Genomic DNA, 19,783 nt, shown 5'->3' with positions numbered 1-19,783 from the left:
GCGAATGAGCGGCACAGGCAGAACGCTGAAATTGAAGAAACCGGAAGATAAAGCCAGCTTTGTAAGCTGGCGTTTTGCGTTGCTGTGCGGCTGTATTTTACTGGCGCTGGGTGGATTGCTGTCACGTGTGGCCTGGCTGCAGGTGATCAATCCTGGCAAGCTGGTAAAAGAGGGCGATCTGCGCTCGCTGCGTGTTCAGGCGGTGCCCACCTCACGCGGCATGATCAGCGATCGCGCCGGACGCCCGCTGGCAGTCAGCGTGCCGGTCAACGCTATCTGGGCCGATCCCAAAGAGCTGCACGCCGGTGGCGGCGTGACGCTGGACAGCCGCTGGAAGGCGCTTTCCGATGCGCTCTCTATTCCCCTTGATCAGCTGGCCGCCCGCGTGAATGCCAATCCCAAAGGCCGCTTTGTCTATCTGGCGCGCCAGGTCAATCCGGCTATCGGCGACTACGTTAAAAAACTCAAACTTCCCGGTATTCATCTGCGCGAAGAGTCGCGCCGTTACTATCCTGCCGGGCAGGTCACCTCCCATCTCATTGGCTTTACCAACATCGACGGGCAGGGCATTGAAGGCATCGAGAAGAGCTTTGATAAGTGGCTGACCGGTGCACCCGGCGAGCGGACGGTGCGCAAAGATCGGTATGGTCGGGTCATCGAGGATATCTCTTCTGTGGACAGCCGGGCCGCTCATAACCTGACGCTGAGCATTGATGAGCGGTTACAGGCGCTGGTTTACCGTGAACTGAATAACGCCGTTGCCTTTAACAAAGCGGAATCGGGTACGGCGGTGCTGGTGGATGTCAATACCGGTGAAGTGCTGGCGATGGCCAACAGCCCGGCTTACAACCCGAACAATCTCGGCAATACGCCAAAAGATCTGATGCGTAACCGCGCCATCACCGACATTTTCGAACCTGGCTCTACCGTGAAGCCGATGGTGGTGATGACGGCGTTGCAGCGTGGTGTGGTGAGAGAGAACAGCGTCCTGAATACCGTGCCGTACCGCGTCAATGGTCATGAGATCAAAGATGTGGCGCGCTACAACGAATTGACCCTGACAGGGGTTTTACAGAAGTCGAGTAACGTCGGTGTTTCACGTCTGGCGTTAGCGATGCCTTCCTCAGCGCTGGTAGAAACTTACGCGCGCTTTGGACTGGGCAAACCGACCAATTTGGGGCTGGTCGGGGAAAGCAGTGGCTTATACCCTAAAAAACAACGGTGGTCTGACATAGAGAGGGCCACCTTCTCTTTCGGCTACGGGCTAATGGTAACGCCGTTACAGTTAGCGCGAGTCTACGCAACGATTGGCAGCTATGGCATTAATCGCCCGCTTTCGATCACCAAAGTGGATCCGCCCGTCGCGGGACAACGCGTTTTCGATGAGTCACTGGTGAAAACCGTGATGCACATGATGGAAAGCGTGGCGCTGCCCGGTGGCGGGGGCGTCAAAGCGGCAATCAAGGGTTATCGCATTGCGATAAAAACCGGTACGGCGAAAAAGGTCGGGCCGGACGGACGCTACGTCAATAAATACATTGCCTACACCGCAGGCGTCGCGCCTGCCAGTCATCCCCGATTCGCGCTGGTGGTGGTGATCAACGATCCCCAGGCCGGCAAGTATTACGGCGGTGCGGTCTCCGCTCCGGTATTTGGAGCCATCATGGGTGGCGTACTGCGTACCATGAACATCGAGCCGGACGCGTTACCGACCAATGACAAGAATGAGCTGGTGACTAACAGAAGTGAGGAATCAAGTGACAGATCGTAACCTGCGCGATTTACTCGGCCCCTGGGTGCCAGGCGCGCCGGCGCGCCCACTGCGTGACATGACCCTGGATAGCCGCATTGCGGCTTCTGGCGATCTGTTTGTCGCTGTTGCAGGCCATCAGGTTGATGGACGCCGTTTCATTCCGCAGGCAATTGCGCAGGGCGTTGCCGCTGTGGTGGCGGAAGCTGAGGGTGAAGCGGTCGACGGCGAAATCCGTGAAATGCACGGCGTACCGGTTATCTATCTGGCGCAGCTGCATCAGCGCCTTTCGGCCCTGGCAGGCCGTTTTTATCAGCAGCCGGGCGAAAAACAGAAGCTGATTGGCGTCACCGGCACCAACGGTAAAACCACCACCACCCAGCTGCTGGCGCAGTGGGCGACGCTACTGGGTGAGACCAGCGCGGTGATGGGCACCGTCGGTAATGGGCTGGTAGGTCACTTAGCGGCGGCAGAAAATACCACGGGTTCAGCGGTTGATGTTCAGCATCTGCTGCACGATCTGGCTGAAAAAGGGGCGACCCTGACCGCAATGGAAATCTCGTCACACGGACTGGTTCAGCATCGTGTCGCTGCGCTGCCGTTTGCCGCGGCGGTCTTCACCAATCTCAGTCGCGATCACCTCGATTACCACGGTGATATGCAGAGCTATGAGTCAGCTAAATGGCTGCTCTTTTCTGAGCATCAGGTCGGGCAGGCGATTCTTAACGCGGATGACGAAGTCGGTCGTCGCTGGCTGGCGCGCTTACCTGATGCCGTTGCGGTCACCATGGAGGATAACCTCCAGCCGGGCTGCCACGGGCGCTGGCTTAAAGCCGATGCGGTGGATTACCACGATAACGGCGCACATATTCGTTTCAGCTCCAGCTGGGGCAACGGCGAAATCGACAGTCCGCTGATGGGTGCCTTCAACGTCAGCAACCTGATGCTGGCACTGGCGACGCTGCTGTCACTGGATTATCCGCTGGCGACGCTAATCAGCGTTGCACCGCAGTTGCAGCCGGTCAACGGGCGTATGGAAGTGTTCAGCGCCGCAGGAAAACCGACGGTTGTCGTGGATTATGCCCACACCCCGGATGCGCTGGAAAAAGCGCTGGAAGCGGCACGCCTGCACTGCAAAGGAAAACTCTGGTGCCTGTTTGGCTGCGGCGGCGACCGTGACAAAGGCAAACGCCCGTTAATGGGCGCGATTGCTGAGCAATATGCGGATGTGGTGGTGATTACGGATGATAATCCGCGCAGCGAAGATCCGCAGGCGATTGTAAAAGATATTCTGACCGGTTTGCTGGACCCAGGCCGCGCCCGCGTGGTCTCTGGTCGTGCGCAGGCGGTCACTAACACCATTATGCAGGCGCAGCCCGACGATATCGTGCTGGTGGCTGGCAAAGGCCATGAAGATTATCAGATCATCGGCAACCGCCGTCTCGACTACTCCGATCGTGCCACCGTTGCGGCACTGCTGGGGGGCGTTGCATGATTCCGGTTTCATTAAAAACCCTGGCGGAGATCACCGGCGGCACGCTGCACGGCAGCGATTTAACGCTGAGTGACGTGACCACCGATACCCGCAAAGTCACGGCGGGCAGCCTGTTTGTTGCGCTGGTGGGCGAACGCTTTGATGCGCACGACTTCGCCGGCGATGCCATTGCGAATGGCGCACAGGCGCTACTGGTAAGTAAGCATTTACCTGTCGCTGTGCCACAGGTGGTGGTTGAAGATACCCGTCTCGCCTTTGGCAGGCTGGGCGCATGGGTTCGTCAGCAGTCGAACGCCCGTGTAGTGGCGCTGACCGGCTCCTCCGGCAAAACCTCGGTTAAAGAGATGACGGCGGCGATTCTGCGTGAGTGTGGCGAAACGCTCTACACCGCAGGCAATCTTAACAACGATTATGGCGTACCGATGACGCTGTTGCGACTGACCACAGAACATCAGTATGCGGTCATCGAACTCGGTGCGAATCATCAGGGCGAAATCGCTTACACCACCGATTTGGTTCAACCGGAAAGCGCGCTGGTGAATAACCTGGCCGCGGCGCATCTGGAAGGTTTTGGTTCGCTGGCCGGTGTCGCTAAAGCCAAGGGCGAGATCTTCCAGGGCTTACCGGCTCACGGCATTGCGATTCTGAACGCAGAGAGCAATGACTGGCCCAACTGGCAGAGCACGCTGCAGGATAAAACCGTGTGGCGTTTCTCACCGCAGACGGCAGAGTGTGAATTCTCCGCCCGTGATATCCGCATTGCTCAGGATGGTACTCATTTTGTGATGATAACGCCGCGTGGCGAAGCTGAGATCGTGCTGCCATTGCCGGGTCGGCATAACATCGCCAACGCCCTGGCGGCGGCGGCACTGGCTCTGTCAGTGGATGCACCGCTTAGCGCCGTTCAGCAGGGGCTGAAAAACCTGCAGTCGGTGCCAGGTCGCTTGTTCCCGGTTCGCCTCTCTGCGCATCAGCTGCTGCTGGATGACAGCTACAACGCTAACGTCGGTTCGATGACAGCAGCTGTTCAGGTCCTGTCAGAGATGCCGGGTTACCGGGTGCTGGTCACAGGTGATATGGCGGAACTGGGTGAAGAGACCGAAAGTTGTCATCGCGAAGTGGGGCAAGCGGCACGTGATGCAGGCATTGATCGCGTGCTGAGCACCGGAAAATTCAGCCATTTCATCAGTGAAAGCAGTGAAGTTGGCGAACATTTCAGCGATAAGACTGCGCTGACTGAACGTTTGCGTCAATTGTTGTCCGAACACTCAGAAATTACCGTCCTGATAAAAGGTTCACGTAGTGCCGCCATGGAGCAGGTAGTACAGAGCTTAAAGGAGAAAGGAACATGTTAGTTTGGCTGGCCGAGCATCTGGTCGCTTTTTATTCGGGATTTAACGTCTTTTCCTATCTGACGTTTCGCGCCATTGTCAGCCTGCTGACCGCGTTATTCATCTCTCTCTGGATGGGGCCGCGCCTGATCGCCTGGCTGCAGAAATTACAGATTGGCCAGGTCGTCCGTAACGATGGCCCGGAATCGCATTTCAGTAAGCGCGGCACGCCGACCATGGGCGGCATCATGATTCTGACCTCCATCACCATTTCGGTGCTGATGTGGGCCTATCCGTCGAATCCTTATGTCTGGTGCGTGCTGTTCGTGTTAATCGGCTTTGGCATCATCGGTTTTGTCGATGACTACCGCAAAGTAGTACGCAAAGACACCAAAGGCCTGATCGCCCGCTGGAAATATTTCTGGATGTCGGTGATTTCGCTGGGCGTCGCGTTCGGGCTCTATGCGGCGGGTAAAGATACCCCCGCGACCCAACTGGTCGTGCCCTTTTTCAAAGACATCATGCCGCAGCTAGGTCTGTTTTATGTGCTGCTGGCTTACTTTGTGATTGTCGGAACGGGTAACGCGGTCAATCTGACCGATGGCCTGGATGGGCTGGCGATTATGCCAACCGTCTTTGTCGCCGCGGGCTTTGCGCTGGTTGCCTGGGCCACCGGTAACGTGAAGTTTGCTGAATATCTGCACATTCCCTATCTGCGTCACGCCGGTGAGCTGGTGATTGTCTGTACCGCCATTGTCGGGGCAGGGCTGGGCTTCCTGTGGTTCAACACCTATCCGGCTCAGGTCTTTATGGGCGACGTGGGTTCGCTGGCACTGGGCGGCGCGCTGGGCACCATTGCGGTGTTGCTGCGTCAGGAATTTTTACTGGTGATCATGGGTGGCGTGTTTGTGGTTGAAACGCTGTCGGTGATCCTGCAGGTGGGATCGTTTAAGTTGCGCGGCCAGCGTATTTTCCGCATGGCGCCGATCCATCACCACTATGAACTTAAGGGCTGGCCGGAACCGCGCGTCATTGTGCGCTTCTGGATTATTTCGCTAATGCTGGTGCTGATTGGCCTGGCCACGCTGAAGGTGCGTTAATCATGGCTGACTATCGGGGTAGAAAAGTCGTCATCATCGGGCTGGGCCTCACCGGGCTCTCCTGTGTTGATTTCTTTTTAGCGCAGGGCGTAACGCCTCGCGTGATGGACACCCGTGTCTCGCCGCCGGGGCTGGATAAATTGCCCGGGCAGGTTGAACGCCATCTGGGCGGCATCAACGGCGACTGGCTGCTGGCGGCCGATCTGATTGTTGCCAGCCCTGGCGTCGCGCTGGCGCATCCGATTCTCAGCGAAGCCGTCGAAGCCGGCATCGAAATTGTCGGTGACATTGAGCTCTTTTGCCGCGAGGCGCAGGCGCCGATCGTGGCGATCACCGGTTCCAACGGTAAAAGCACGGTGACTACGCTGGTGGGTGAAATGGCGAAAGCTGCAGGCTGGCAGGTGGGCGTCGGCGGCAATATTGGTCTGCCCGCGCTGAGTCTGCTGCAGTCACCGGCGCAACTCTATGTACTGGAACTCTCCAGTTTTCAGCTGGAGACCACGCACAGTCTGAAAGCCGCGGCGGCAACCATACTTAACGTCAGCGAAGATCATATGGATCGCTATCCGCTGGGTATGCAGCAGTATCGCGCCGCTAAGCTGCGGGTCTATGAAAATGCACAGGTCTGCATCGTTAATGCCGATGATGCCCTGACGATGCCGGTACGCGGCGCGGACACCCGCTGCGTCAGCTTTGGTGTCGATTTCGGGGACTACCACCTTAATAAGCAGCAGGGCAGTATCTGGTTGCGGGTGAAAGGCGAGAAGGTCCTGAATACGGCTGAAATGAAGATGGTGGGACAGCACAACTACACCAATGCGCTGGCTGCGCTGGCGCTGGCCGATGCGGTGGGTCTGCCACGTGCTTCCAGTCTGGCTGCCTTAACGCACTTTAACGGTCTGGCGCATCGCTTTCAGCTGGTTCATGAGCATCAGGGCGTGCGCTGGATCAATGACTCCAAAGCCACCAACGTCGGCAGCACCGAAGCAGCGCTGAATGGCCTGCAGGTGAAGGGAACGCTGTGGCTGCTGATGGGCGGTGATGGCAAGTCGGCCGATTTTACGCCGCTGATCCCCTGGCTGCAGGGCGACAATGTGCGCCTTTACTGCTTTGGTCGCGATGGCGATGCGCTGGCGGCGCTGCGTCCGGAGATCGCCGTGCGCACTGAGACCATGCGCCATGCGATGGAGCAGATTGCGCCGCAGGTTAAAGCAGGCGATATGGTTCTGCTGTCACCAGCCTGCGCCAGCCTTGACCAGTTCCGAAACTTTGAGCAGCGCGGTGAGCAGTTCGCGCAACTGGCGAAGGAGCTGAGCTGATGCGTATTCCTGGCGCCGGACTGGCGGGATATTTCTCAGGACGCCTGAAAGACTGGGTCATGGGCGCACGCGAAAGTGATGACTCTTCGCTGGTGCTCTATGACCGCACACTGCTATGGCTGACGCTGGGCCTGGCGGTGATTGGTTTCGTGATGGTGACGTCGGCTTCAATGCCGGTGGGTCAGCGTCTGAATGACGATCTCTTTTATTTTGCCAAGCGCGATGCCTTCTACATCGTGCTGGCTGTATGTATGGCGCTGGTCACGCTGCGGGTGCCGATGGATTTCTGGCAGCGCTACAGCAACGTGATGCTGATGGTCACGGTCGCGATGCTGCTGATTGTTCTGGTAGTCGGTAGCTCGGTTAACGGTGCATCGCGCTGGATCGCGCTGGGTCCGCTGCGTATTCAGCCTGCAGAGCTGTCGAAGCTCTCTCTGTTCTGCTATCTCGCCAGTTATCTGGTGCGCAAAGTGGAAGAGGTGCGTAACAACTTCTGGGGCTTCTGTAAGCCGATGGGCGTGATGGTGGTGCTGGCCGTGTTACTGCTGGCGCAGCCGGATCTCGGTACGGTGGTTGTGCTGTTTGTGACGACTTTGGCGATGCTGTTCCTGGCGGGGGCCAAACTGTGGCAGTTTCTGGCAATCATCGGTTCCGGCATCTTTGCGGTGATCCTGCTGATCATTGCAGAACCCTACCGTATGCGCCGTGTGACCTCGTTCTGGAACCCGTGGGAAGATCCCTTTGGTAGCGGCTACCAGCTGACCCAGTCACTGATGGCATTTGGTCGCGGGGAATTCTGGGGCCAGGGGCTCGGTAACTCCGTGCAAAAGCTGGAATATCTGCCCGAAGCGCATACCGACTTTATTTTCGCCATCATCGGGGAAGAACTCGGCTACGTCGGTGTGGTAATGGCACTTTTAATGGTATTCTTCGTCGCTTTTCGTGCGATGTCGATTGGCCGTCGTGCTCTGGAACTGGATCAGCGTTTTTCCGGCTTTTTAGCCTGTTCAATCGGAGTCTGGTTTAGCTTCCAGGCGCTGGTTAACGTCGGTGCAGCAGCCGGTATGTTACCGACCAAAGGTCTGACCTTACCGCTGATCAGTTACGGTGGGTCAAGTCTGATCATTATGTCGACTGCCATCGTCTTTTTATTACGCATAGATTATGAAACGCGCCTGGCGAAAGCGCAGGCGTTTACCCGAGGTGGTCGATGAGCGGTAAGCGATTGATGGTGATGGCAGGTGGAACCGGCGGACATGTCTTTCCCGGTCTGGCTGTCGCCCATCATCTGATGGAACAGGGCTGGCAGGTCCGCTGGTTAGGCACTGCCGACCGTATGGAAGCCGATCTGGTGCCAAAGCACGGCATCGACATCGACTTCATCCGCATCAGCGGATTACGTGGTAAAGGCATGAAGGCGTTGCTGCTGGCACCGCTGCGCATCTTTAATGCATGGCGTCAGGCCCGTCGCATCATGAAGGCCTGGCAGCCGGATGTGGTGCTGGGCATGGGTGGCTACGTTTCCGGTCCTGGCGGCTTAGCGGCCTGGAGTTGCGGTATTCCGGTGGTGCTGCATGAGCAGAACGGTATTGCCGGGCTGACCAATAAATGGCTGGCGAAAATCGCTAAGAAAGTATTGCAGGCGTTTCCGGGCGCGTTTCCCGCCGCCGATGTGGTGGGAAATCCGGTTCGCACTGATGTACTGGCACTGCCTTTACCCGCGCAACGTCTCGCGAATCGTCATGGCCCGATACGGGTGCTGGTGATCGGTGGCAGTCAGGGTGCGCGGATACTGAACCAGACGCTGCCGCAGGTTGCCGCGCTGGTGGGTGATGAGATCACCCTGTGGCATCAGACCGGTAAAGGGTCGTTGCCCGAAACAGAGAAAGCTTATCAGCAGGTCGGGCAGACGCAGCACAAGGTGAGCGAGTTTATTGATGACATGGCTGCCGCCTACGCCTGGGCTGATGTGGTGGTGTGCCGCTCCGGCGCGTTAACCGTGAGCGAAGTCGCTGCCGCTGGCTTACCGGCGATTTTCGTGCCATTTCAGCACAAAGATCGCCAGCAGTACTGGAACGCGCTGCCGCTGGAGAAAGCGGGCGCCGCCAGAATTTTTGAGCAGCCGCAATTTACTGCGGAGGCTGTAGCGGATCAGCTACGCCACTGGGATCGCGCAACACTGCTGACGATGGCTGAGCAGGCCCGTCAGGTGGCGATCCCCGATGCGACTGAACGGGTCGCTCAGGAAGTGGCTCGCGCCGCAAAGTAATCATTCCGGTCAGCGCGTCTGACCTGTACCCGGACTGGGTACAAACTGAAATAGCAGGTAACTGAGAGCGATGAATACACAACAATTGGCAAAACTGCGTTCTATCGTGCCCGAGATGCGTCGCGTCCGGCACATCCACTTTGTCGGCATCGGCGGTGCTGGCATGGGCGGTATTGCCGAAGTGTTAGCAAATGAAGGCTACCATATCAGCGGTTCAGATCTGGCCCCTAACCCGGTGACGCAGAACCTGATTGCGCTGGGTGCCACCATTTATTTTAACCATCGCCCCGAAAACGTGACCGATGCCAGCGTCGTGGTGGTTTCCAGCGCCGTTTCGCAGGATAACCCAGAACTGGTGGCGGCACGTGAACAGCGTATCCCGGTGATCCGTCGCGCGGAGATGCTGGCTGAGCTGATGCGTTTTCGTCACGGCATCGCCGTTGCGGGTACCCATGGCAAAACGACCACCACGGCGATGGTGTCGAGTATTTATGCGGAAGCGGGTCTCGATCCGACTTTTGTTAACGGCGGACTGGTCAAAGCAGCAGGCACCCATGCCCGTCTGGGTCACAGCCGGTATCTGATTGCTGAAGCGGATGAGAGTGATGCGTCGTTCCTGCATCTGCAACCGATGGTGGCGATTGTGACCAACATCGAAGCTGACCATATGGACACTTATCAGGGCGATTTTGAGAACCTGAAGCAGACGTTTATTAACTTCCTGCACAACCTGCCGTTTTACGGTCGTGCGGTGATGTGTGTGGATGATGCGGTTATTCGTGATCTGATCCCACGCGTGGGACGCCATATCACCACGTACGGTTTCAGTGATGATGCTGACCTGCGCATTGAAAATTATGAACAGAGTGGCGCGCAGGGGCATTTCACCTTGATCCGTCAGGATAAAGCACCGCTGCAGATTACGCTGAACGCGCCGGGACGCCACAACGCCCTGAATGCGGCAGCCGCCGTCGCCGTCGCCAGTGAAGAAGGCATTGAAGACAATGCTATCCTGGCTGCGCTGGAGAGTTTCCAGGGCACGGGCCGTCGCTTTGATCTGCTGGGTGAATTCCCGACAGAGCCGGTCAACGGACAGCCGGGCACCGCGATGCTGGTTGATGATTACGGTCATCATCCCACCGAAGTGGACGCGACAATTAAAGCCGCGCGCGCAGGCTGGCCGGATAAAAAACTGGTGATGGTGTTTCAGCCGCACCGTTACAGCCGTACCCGCGATCTGTTTGATGATTTCGCCAACGTACTGTCGCATGTGGATGTGTTGCTGATGCTGGATGTTTACTCTGCCGGTGAAACCGCCATTCCGGGTGCTGACAGCCGGTCGCTGTGCCGTGCGATTCGTAATCGCGGCAAGGTGGATCCGATTCTGGTGCCGGAACATGACGCGCTGCCAGAGATGCTGGCACCGCTGCTGTCAGGCAATGACCTGATTCTGGTGCAGGGAGCCGGTAACGTCGGCAAGGTTGCCCGCAAGCTGGCTGACACTAAGCTCCAGCCGGAACGCAAAGCGGAGGATCGTCATGGCGGATAAAGTTGCAGTATTAATGGGTGGCACCTCGGCAGAGCGTGAGGTTTCGCTGAACTCAGGTCAGGCCGTCCTCGCCGGATTACGGGAAATGGGCATTGATGCGCATGGCATCGATACCCGTGATGTCTCTGTGCTGACGCTGAAAGAGCAGGGCTTTACCAAAGCCTTTATCGCACTGCATGGCCGGGGCGGCGAAGATGGCACGCTGCAGGCGGTGCTGGAGTTCCTGCAACTGCCGTACACCGGCAGCGGGGTGATGGCATCGGCCGTGACTATGGATAAGCTGCGCACCAAGCTGCTGTGGCAGGGACGTGGTTTACCGTCAGGAAAGTTTGTCTGGCTGACGCGTCAGCAGTTTGATGCCGGTCTGGACGCAGAAAACAACGCGGCAATTGCGGCACTTGGCCTGCCGTTGTTCGTCAAGCCAGCCTGTGAAGGCTCCAGCGTGGGCATCAGTCGGGTTAACGATCTGAGCGCGCTGCCGGCGGCACTGGACATGGCGTTTAAGCACGACAATGACGTGCTGGTTGAGGCGTTTCTTAGCGGCGCGGAGTATACCGTCGCGATTGTGGGCGATCGTATTCTGCCCTCGATTGAAATAAAGAGCGCCAGCGAGTTCTATGACTATGAAGCTAAATACATTTCTGACGATACTCAGTACGTCTGTCCGGCCGATTTAAGCGCTGAACGTGAAGCGGAATTACAGCAGCTGGTACTGGCGGCCTGGCGTGCGCTGGGATGTCGCGGCTGGGGACGGGTTGATGTGATGACCGACGGGGAAGGGCGCTTTCAGTTACTGGAAGCCAATACCTCACCGGGCATGACCAGCCACAGTCTGGTGCCAATGGCAGCGAAACAGGCGGGCATGAGCTTCCCGCAGCTGGTTGCCCATATTCTGGAGCTGGCCGACTGATATGTCACAGGCGGCGATGAGAGTTCGAAACCGTGAACCGCAGGAGCGTATTCGCACCGGGCGCAGTAACGGTGCCCGACTGTTCGGCATTATTTTTCTGCTGATCGTCATCGGGATTATGGTTGCTGGCGGGCTGGTGGTACTGAAGTGGATGAACGATGCGTCCCGGCTGCCATTGTCAAAACTGGTGGTGACAGGACAGACGCACTACACCACACACGATGATATTCGTCAGGCGATTTTGTCGCTGGGTCCGCCTGGTACGTTTATGTCTCAGGACGTGGACATCCTGCAGCAGCAGATTGAGCGGCTGCCCTGGATTAAGCAGGTCAGCGTACGTAAGCAGTGGCCGGACGAACTGAAGATCCACCTTGTGGAGTACACACCGGTGGCGCGCTGGAACGATTTGCACATGGTGGATGCTGAGGGTGTCTCCTTCAGCGTACCCGCCAGTCATGTCGGCAAAGAGACAATGCCGATGTTGTACGGGCCGGAAGGGAGTGAGAAAGAGGTCCTGGCGGGCTATCACAGCATGGATGATGTGCTGAAAGCCCGGAAGTTTACTCTGAAGGTGGCGTCGATGACGGCGCGGCGTTCATGGCAGCTGGTCACCAGCGACGATGTTCGTATCGAACTGGGCCGCAGCGACACCATGAAACGACTGAATCGCTTTATTGAGCTCTACCCGGTGCTGCAACAGCAAGGTCAGAACGAGAGCAAACGTATCAGCTACGTGGATTTACGATACGACTCTGGCGCTTCTGTTGGCTGGACACCGATCGTGATGGAGCCACAGGACAGTAATCAGCAACAGAACCAGGCACAGGCTAAACAACAATGATCAAGGCAACGGACAGAAAACTGGTAGTTGGACTCGAAATCGGCACTGCGAAGGTTGCCGCCCTGGTTGGGGAAGTTCTGCCCGATGGTATGGTCAACATTATTGGGGTGGGCAGCTGCCCTTCCCGCGGTATGGATAAAGGTGGCGTAAACGACCTTGAGTCGGTGGTGAAATGCGTTCAGCGCGCCATCGATCAGGCTGAGCTGATGGCAGACTGCCAGATCTCCTCCGTCTACCTTGCTTTATCGGGCAAACATATTAGTTGTCAGAACGAAATCGGGATGGTTCCGATTTCCGAAGAGGAAGTGACTCAGGATGATGTAGAGAACGTCGTACATACCGCCAAATCGGTGAGAGTACGTGACGAGCATCGCATCCTGCACGTCATTCCTCAGGAATACGCCATCGACTATCAGGAAGGGATTAAAAATCCGGTCGGGCTTTCCGGCGTGCGTATGCAGGCGAAAGTGCATCTGATCACCTGCCACAACGATATGGCGAAGAACATCGTTAAAGCCGTTGAGCGTTGCGGGCTGAAAGTGGATCAGCTGATTTTTGCCGGTCTCGCCTCCAGTTTTGCCGTTCTGACTGAAGACGAACGTGAGCTGGGCGTGTGTGTTGTCGATATTGGTGGCGGTACAATGGACATAGCCGTATATACCGGCGGCGCTTTACGGCACACTAAGGTTATTCCGTATGCAGGCAACGTCGTTACCAGCGACATCGCCTATGCGTTTGGCACACCACCAACGGATGCTGAGGCGATTAAAGTGCGCCATGGTTGCGCGCTGGGCTCGATTGTCGGCAAAGACGAGAACGTTGAGGTGCCGAGTGTGGGCGGACGTCCACCACGTAGCCTGCAACGTCAGACGCTGGCTGAAGTGATTGAGCCGCGTTACACCGAACTTTTGAATCTGGTCAATGACGAGATTCTGCAGTTACAGGAACAACTGCGTCAGCAGGGCGTGAAGCATCACTTAGCCGCAGGCATTGTCCTGACCGGTGGTGCAGCGCAAATCGAAGGACTGGCGGCCTGTGCGCAACGCGTATTCCATACGCAGGTGCGTATCGGACAGCCGCTGAATATTACCGGCCTGACTGACTATGCGCAGGAATCGTACTACTCCACTGCCGTGGGACTGTTGCATTACGGCAAAGAGTCGCACATGAACGGTGATGCAGAGACCGAAAAACGGGTCTCAGTAGGTAACTGGTTCAAGCGTATTAACAGTTGGTTAAAAAAAGAGTTTTAATTTTTGTGAAAGGGGATCATGCTGTTTTCTTTAGTGATCTCCAGGCGACAGGCACATAACGGAGAGAAATCATGTTTGAACCTATGGAATTAACCAACGACGCGGTGATTAAAGTCATCGGCGTCGGTGGCGGCGGCGGTAACGCCGTAGAGCACATGGTACGCGAGCGTATCGAAGGTGTGGAATTCTTTGCTGTGAATACCGACGCGCAAGCGCTGCGTAAAACAGCTGTCGGCCAGACCATTCAGATCGGTAATAACATTACCAAAGGTCTGGGTGCGGGTGCGAACCCGGAAGTGGGCCGTAACTCTGCAGAAGAAGATCGCGAAGCACTGCGTTCTGCGCTGGAAGGGGCAGACATGGTCTTCATCGCAGCAGGTATGGGCGGCGGTACCGGTACCGGTGCAGCGCCTGTCGTGGCTGAAGTGGCTAAGGAGCTGGGTATCCTGACGGTGGCGGTTGTCACCAAGCCGTTCAACTTCGAAGGCAAAAAGCGCATGGCGTTTGCCGAGCAGGGCATCGCCGAACTCTCTAAGCATGTCGATTCACTGATCACCATTCCAAACGACAAGCTGCTGAAAGTGCTGGGCCGTGGTATCTCTCTGCTGGATGCGTTTGGTGCAGCTAATGACGTGCTGAAAGGCGCCGTTCAGGGTATCGCTGAGCTGATTACCCGTCCTGGCCTGATGAACGTCGACTTTGCTGACGTGCGTACCGTCATGTCCGAAATGGGCTATGCGATGATGGGTTCAGGCGTCGCGTGCGGTGAAGATCGTGCGGAAGAAGCGGCTGAAATGGCGATCTCCAGCCCACTGCTGGAAGATATCGACCTTTCTGGTGCGCGTGGCGTGCTGGTCAACATTACCGCGGGCTTCGACCTGCGTCTGGATGAGTTCGAGACCGTGGGTAACACTATCCGCGCCTTCGCCTCTGACAACGCGACCGTCGTGATCGGTACTTCACTGGATCCGGAAATGAATGACGAACTGCGCGTCACCGTGGTGGCAACCGGTATCGGCATGGACAAGCGTCCTGAAATCACCCTGGTAACCAACAAGCCAGCCAGTCAGCCAGTGATGGATCATCGCTATCAGCAGCACGGTATGTCACCGCTGCCGCAGGAGCAGAAACCTGCTGCCAAAGTCGTTAACGACCAGGCTGCGCAGTCGAACAAAGAGCCCGATTATCTTGATATTCCGGCCTTTTTACGTAAGCAGGCCGATTAGGATTAACCCTATAATTGGGATTCTCCGCTCTTTGTGCTAAAGTCTCTGTCCGCTGGTAAAGTATACTGGCGGTCGGACAGGTGATATTGCGAGATAATACGATGATCAAACAAAGGACATTAAAACGTATTGTTCAGGCGACTGGTGTCGGTTTACATACCGGCAAAAAAGTCACCCTGACATTACGCCCTGCGTCGGCTAATACCGGGGTCATCTATCGTCGCACCGACTTGAATCCACCGGTAGATTTTCCGGCTGATGCAAAATACGTGCGCGACACCATGCTGAGTACCTGCCTGGTGAATGATGAAGGCGTGCGTATTTCAACGGTTGAACACCTCAATGCCGCCCTGGCGGGTCTGGGTATCGACAACATTATTGTTGAAGTCGATGCGCCAGAAATCCCGATCATGGATGGCAGCGCAGCACCGTTTATCTATCTGCTGATGGATGCGGGCATCGAGCAGCTCAACAGCGCGAAGAAATTTGTGCGTGTTAAGCAGACCGTGCGTGTGGAAGAGGGTGACAAATGGGCCGAGATCAAACCGTTTAACGGCTTCTCGCTTGATTTCACCATCGACTTCAAACACCCGGCTATCGATTCCAGCTCACAGCGTTATGCGATGAACTTCTCTGCTGACGCCTTTGTTCGTCAAATCAGCCGGGCGCGTACATTTGGCTTTATGCGTGAAATCGAATATCTGCAGTCTAAAGGCCTGTGCCTGGGCGGTAGCTTAGATTGTGCGATAGGTCTGGATGATTTCCGCGTACTGAATGAAGAAGGCCTGCGTTTTGAGGACGAGTTTGTCCGTCACAAAATGCTGGACGCGATTGGCGACTTGTTTATGTGTGGTCACAACATCATTGGCGCATTCACTGCGTTCAAATCGGGCCACGCGCTGAACAACAAGCTGCTGCAAGCGGTTCTGGCTAAGCAGGAAGCCTGGGAATGGGCAACCTTCGAAGACGAAGCTGAACTGCCGCTGGCATTCAAAGCACCGAATCTGGTTCTGGCTTAATTACCCCGGAACGTGAAACGGCTGGTTATGCTGACACCCTCTCCGGTCAGCGGCGCCAGCCGTTTTTTATTGCCTCTTATCACACGCCTGATGACTGCGACCTCGCTCGCAAAGCGTTGTCTGTTCTGCTGATTTGCTGAACAATCACACGTGTTTTCTCTCGCCATCACTTTAATCCCAGGTGTGGATGCCCCACATTAATGATACTATCTGTGGCGCTTTTACAGGCCGAAATCCGTTGCGGCTCGCGGCGGGTACCAGAAAACAAGAGCGCAACAGAGCATGCGCGATGGAAAGGTTGTGATCGGGATTCTTCTGCGCTGGCGACAATTAGGTAGACGCTACTTCTGGCCTCATCTCCTGTTAGGGATGGTAGCGGCCAGCTTTGGCCTGCCAGCCTGTGCGCAAAGCTCCGAACTCAACGCATCCTCTGAATCTCCGGCCAGCAGTCTCTTTCTTGGCAATGCCACACGCTTTGATCACCTTATCCGGCTGCAGGAAGCATCCCGACGCCCGAGCTTCAGCGTGGATTACTGGCATCAGCACGCCATCCGCACCGTTATTCGTCATCTCTCTTTCACGCTGGCGCCCCAGGCGCAGGCGGAGCAACAGACATTACCGCTGGCGGCACAAAAGCTGGCGCTGATCGACTCACTGCATAGTTTACTGACATCACATTCTGCGCTGCACACTGCACCGCAGCAGATCTCTACGCCGCCTCTTTTCACGGCCGTTACCCGTTCATGGGTAGAATGGCATGCCAGCGTGCATGGCATTCGCGCCGGACCTGCCCGATTGTTCTGCTAATATTTTTGGTTTTATTCACTCTGTTAAGATTTCGCAGTCCGGAATGCTCCGGCTGAATTGAGAATATATTTATTATGTTAAGCAAAATATTAACCAAGGTTTTTGGTAGCAGTAACGATCGTACCCTGCGTCGTATGCGTAAAGTGGTGGACGTCATCAATAAGATGGAGCCCGATTTTGAGAAGCTCTCTGATGATGAACTGAAAGCGAAAACTGATCTGTTCCGCGAACGCCTGAAAAAAGGTGAATCGCTGGAAAGTCTGATCCCGGAAGCGTTCGCAACCGTGCGTGAAGCCAGTAAACGCGTGTTCGGGATGCGTCACTTCGACGTGCAGCTGATCGGCGGTATGGTGCTGAACGATCGCTGCATTGCTGAGATGCGAACCGGTGAAGGTAAAACGCTGACCGCAACGCTGCCAGCCTATCTGAACGCGCTGTCCGGCAAAGGCGTTCACGTGGTTACCGTCAACGACTATCTGGCACAGCGTGATGCGGAAAATAACCGTCCGCTGTTTGAGTTCCTGGGTTTAACCATTGGTATCAACATGTCGGGCCTGCCGGCGGTGGCAAAGCGTGAAGCTTACGCAGCAGACATCACCTATGGCACCAACAACGAATATGGCTTTGACTACCTGCGCGACAACATGGCTTTCAGCCCGGAAGAGCGTGTACAGCGTAAACTGCACTATGCGCTGGTGGATGAGGTCGACTCCATCCTGATCGATGAAGCGCGTACACCGCTGATCATCTCTGGTCCGGCGGAAGACAGTTCTGAGCTTTACACCAAAGTGAACAAGATCATCCCTCATCTGGTTCGCCAGGATAAAGAAGATACCGAAACCCATCAGGGTGAAGGCGACTTCTGGGTCGATGAAAAAGCGCGTCAGGCTCACATGTCTGAGCGCGGTCTGGTCAAAGTGGAAGAGCTGCTGGTCAGCCAGGGCATCATGGAAGCGGGCGAGTCACTCTACTCTCCGACCAATATCATGCTGATGCACCACGTCACCGCGGCGCTGCGTGCGCACGCACTCTTTACCCGCGATGTGGATTACATCGTGAAAGATGGCGAAGTGGTGATTGTTGATGAACACACCGGCCGTACCATGCAGGGTCGTCGCTGGTCTGATGGTCTGCATCAGGCGATTGAAGCGAAAGAAGGCGTTGAGATCCAGAACGAGAACCAGACGCTGGCCTCTATCACCTTCCAGAACTACTTCCGTATTTACGAGAAGCTGGCCGGTATGACCGGTACCGCTGATACCGAAGCATTTGAATTCAGCTCCATTTATAAGCTCGACACCATTGTCGTGCCGACCAACCGTCCGATGGTGCGTAAAGATCTGGCTGACCTGGTCTACATGACCGAGAAAGAGAAGATCGATGCCATTATCGAAGATATCCGTGAGCGCACCGCCAATGGTCAGCCGGTGCTGGTGGGAACCATCTCGATTGAGAAATCAGAAGTGGTCTCTAACGAACTGACCCGTGCCGGTATCAAACATAACGTCCTGAACGCCAAATTCCACGCCCGCGAAGCGGATATCGTGGCGCAGGCTGGTCAGCCGGGTGCGGTCACTATCGCCACCAACATGGCCGGACGTGGTACGGATATTATGCTGGGCGGCAGCTGGCACGCTGAAGTGGCTGAACTGGAAGAGCCAACTGAAGCGCAAATCGAAGAGATTAAAGCGGCATGGCAGATTCGTCATGATGCGGTACTGGCGTCAGGTGGCTTGCACATCGTCGGTACAGAGCGTCACGAATCGCGTCGTATCGACAACCAGCTGCGTGGTCGTGCAGGTCGTCAGGGTGACGCCGGTTCTTCTCGCTTCTACCTGTCGATGGAAGATGCGCTGATGCGTATTTTTGCCTCAGACCGCGTCTCGAATATGATGCGTAAACTGGGCATGAAGCCAGGCGAAGCGATTGAGCATCCGTGGGTCACCAAAGCGATTGCCAATGCCCAGCGCAAAGTTGAAAGCCGTAACTTCGATATTCGTAAGCAGTTGCTGGAATATGATGATGTGGCTAATGACCAGCGTCGCGCCATCTACAGTCAGCGTAACGAGCTGCTGGATGTGTCTGACGTTAGCGAAACCATCAACAGCATTCGCCACGACGTCTACAAAGTCACCATCGATACTTACATTCCGCCGCAGTCGCTGGAGGAGATGTGGGACGTGCCAGGCCTGGAAGAGCGTCTGCGCACTGACTTCGATCTGAACCTGCCGATTGCAGAGTGGCTGGATAAAGAGCCTGATCTGCATGAAGAAGTGCTGCGTGAGCGCATCATGACCCATGCTATGGAAAGCTACGCTGAGAAAGAAGAGATCGTTGGCGCAGAGATGATGCGCAACTTCGAAAAAGGCGTGATGCTTCAGACGCTGGATTCGCTGTGGAAAGAGCATCTGGCCGCGATGGACTATCTGCGTCAGGGCATCCATCTGCGCGGCTATGCGCAGAAAGATCCGAAGCAGGAGTACAAGCGTGAATCCTTTGCCATGTTTGCCGCGATGCTTGAATCACTGAAATATGAAGTGATCAGTACACTGAGCAAAGTCCAGGTGCGCATGCCAGAAGAAGTTGAAGCGATGGAGCAACAACGTCGCGAAGAAGCTGAACGTCTGGCACAGCAACAGCAACTGAGCCATGTTGAAGAGGATCTGCTGGCAGCCGCAGAGCCTGTGGCGGAGCAGAGTGGTGAACGCAAAGTCGGCCGCAACGATCCCTGCCCATGTGGTTCCGGTAAAAAGTACAAGCAGTGTCATGGCCGCATCGCCTGAGACTGAATGCTAATAAAAAAGGAGCCGCTGGCTCCTTTTTTCATGGTCTCTGCCACCCAGGCAACAGCGACTCCGCTGAGCTAAAGCGGTTAACATCCGCTACGGCATGCTCTAAAATCAGGCTTCATTCA

The 19,783-nt window shown here is 56.1% G+C and carries 15 protein-coding genes; all 15 read left to right on the top strand.

Features of this window, described 5'->3' with window-relative positions; translation table 11 throughout:
• The first annotated feature begins 4 nt into the window (after positions 1-4).
• The 15 genes from ACO6VX_RS19300 to secA all read left to right on the top strand — a co-directional run bounded on the left by ACO6VX_RS19300 (position 5) and on the right by secA (position 19,652).
• Positions 5-1,771 carry a peptidoglycan glycosyltransferase FtsI gene (locus ACO6VX_RS19300; protein WP_010671821.1) on the top strand — a complete coding sequence of 589 codons (1,767 nt, stop codon included), beginning with the start codon at positions 5-7 and terminating at the stop codon, positions 1,769-1,771.
• Positions 1,758-3,245: a UDP-N-acetylmuramoyl-L-alanyl-D-glutamate--2,6-diaminopimelate ligase gene (gene murE / locus ACO6VX_RS19295; RefSeq protein WP_010253868.1), complete on the top strand. Its 1,488-nt coding sequence runs from the start codon at positions 1,758-1,760 to the stop codon at positions 3,243-3,245. Before ACO6VX_RS19300 ends, murE begins: the two co-directional genes overlap by 14 nt.
• On the top strand, positions 3,242-4,600 hold the full coding sequence (murF, locus tag ACO6VX_RS19290) for a UDP-N-acetylmuramoyl-tripeptide--D-alanyl-D-alanine ligase (protein ID WP_163799012.1): 1,359 nt from the start codon (positions 3,242-3,244) through the stop codon (positions 4,598-4,600). The genes murE and murF overlap by 4 nt, the downstream gene beginning before the upstream one ends.
• Complete coding sequence (mraY, locus tag ACO6VX_RS19285) at positions 4,594-5,676, top strand: phospho-N-acetylmuramoyl-pentapeptide-transferase (RefSeq protein WP_003854755.1); 1,083 nt, start codon at positions 4,594-4,596, stop codon at positions 5,674-5,676. Before murF ends, mraY begins: the two co-directional genes overlap by 7 nt.
• 2 nt (positions 5,677-5,678) lie before the next feature.
• Positions 5,679-6,995 carry a UDP-N-acetylmuramoyl-L-alanine--D-glutamate ligase gene (gene murD / locus ACO6VX_RS19280; RefSeq protein WP_422458273.1) on the top strand — a complete coding sequence of 439 codons (1,317 nt, stop codon included), beginning with the start codon at positions 5,679-5,681 and terminating at the stop codon, positions 6,993-6,995.
• Positions 6,995-8,209 (top strand): cell division protein FtsW, encoded by a 1,215-nt coding sequence (gene ftsW / locus ACO6VX_RS19275; RefSeq protein ID WP_010253879.1) that lies wholly within the window; start codon positions 6,995-6,997, stop codon positions 8,207-8,209. The genes murD and ftsW overlap by 1 nt, the downstream gene beginning before the upstream one ends.
• Positions 8,206-9,264 (top strand): undecaprenyldiphospho-muramoylpentapeptide beta-N-acetylglucosaminyltransferase, encoded by a 1,059-nt coding sequence (murG, locus tag ACO6VX_RS19270; RefSeq protein WP_010253881.1) that lies wholly within the window; start codon positions 8,206-8,208, stop codon positions 9,262-9,264. Before ftsW ends, murG begins: the two co-directional genes overlap by 4 nt.
• 70 nt (positions 9,265-9,334) lie before the next feature.
• Positions 9,335-10,813, top strand: coding sequence for a UDP-N-acetylmuramate--L-alanine ligase (gene murC / locus ACO6VX_RS19265; RefSeq protein WP_010253883.1), 1,479 nt, complete (start codon positions 9,335-9,337; stop codon positions 10,811-10,813).
• Complete coding sequence (locus ACO6VX_RS19260; protein WP_010253885.1) at positions 10,803-11,723, top strand: D-alanine--D-alanine ligase; 921 nt, start codon at positions 10,803-10,805, stop codon at positions 11,721-11,723. The genes murC and ACO6VX_RS19260 overlap by 11 nt, the downstream gene beginning before the upstream one ends.
• Position 11,724: 1 nt before the next feature.
• Positions 11,725-12,564: a cell division protein FtsQ gene (gene ftsQ / locus ACO6VX_RS19255; RefSeq protein ID WP_010253887.1), complete on the top strand. Its 840-nt coding sequence runs from the start codon at positions 11,725-11,727 to the stop codon at positions 12,562-12,564.
• Complete coding sequence (gene ftsA / locus ACO6VX_RS19250) at positions 12,561-13,817, top strand: cell division protein FtsA (RefSeq protein ID WP_010253890.1); 1,257 nt, start codon at positions 12,561-12,563, stop codon at positions 13,815-13,817. Before ftsQ ends, ftsA begins: the two co-directional genes overlap by 4 nt.
• Before the next feature lie 71 nt (positions 13,818-13,888).
• Positions 13,889-15,043, top strand: coding sequence for a cell division protein FtsZ (ftsZ, locus tag ACO6VX_RS19245; protein WP_010253892.1), 1,155 nt, complete (start codon positions 13,889-13,891; stop codon positions 15,041-15,043).
• 101 nt (positions 15,044-15,144) lie between these two features.
• The gene (gene lpxC / locus ACO6VX_RS19240; RefSeq protein WP_010253894.1) at positions 15,145-16,062 is read left to right on the top strand and encodes a UDP-3-O-acyl-N-acetylglucosamine deacetylase; all 918 of its coding nucleotides are present in this window, start codon (positions 15,145-15,147) and stop codon (positions 16,060-16,062) included.
• Between the two features lie 300 nt (positions 16,063-16,362).
• The gene (secM, locus tag ACO6VX_RS19235) at positions 16,363-16,869 is read left to right on the top strand and encodes a secA translation cis-regulator SecM (protein ID WP_323054595.1); all 507 of its coding nucleotides are present in this window, start codon (positions 16,363-16,365) and stop codon (positions 16,867-16,869) included.
• A gap of 74 nt (positions 16,870-16,943) precedes the next feature.
• Positions 16,944-19,652 carry a preprotein translocase subunit SecA gene (secA, locus tag ACO6VX_RS19230; protein WP_022625411.1) on the top strand — a complete coding sequence of 903 codons (2,709 nt, stop codon included), beginning with the start codon at positions 16,944-16,946 and terminating at the stop codon, positions 19,650-19,652.
• Positions 19,653-19,783: the final 131 nt, after the last annotated feature.

It is taken from the genome of Pantoea sp. BJFS-204 (assembly GCF_049310725.1).
GTDB lineage: Bacteria > Pseudomonadota > Gammaproteobacteria > Enterobacterales > Enterobacteriaceae > Pantoea > Pantoea agglomerans.
Note: the sequence above shows the minus strand (reverse complement) of the source record. Positions and strands in the feature narration are given on the sequence as shown.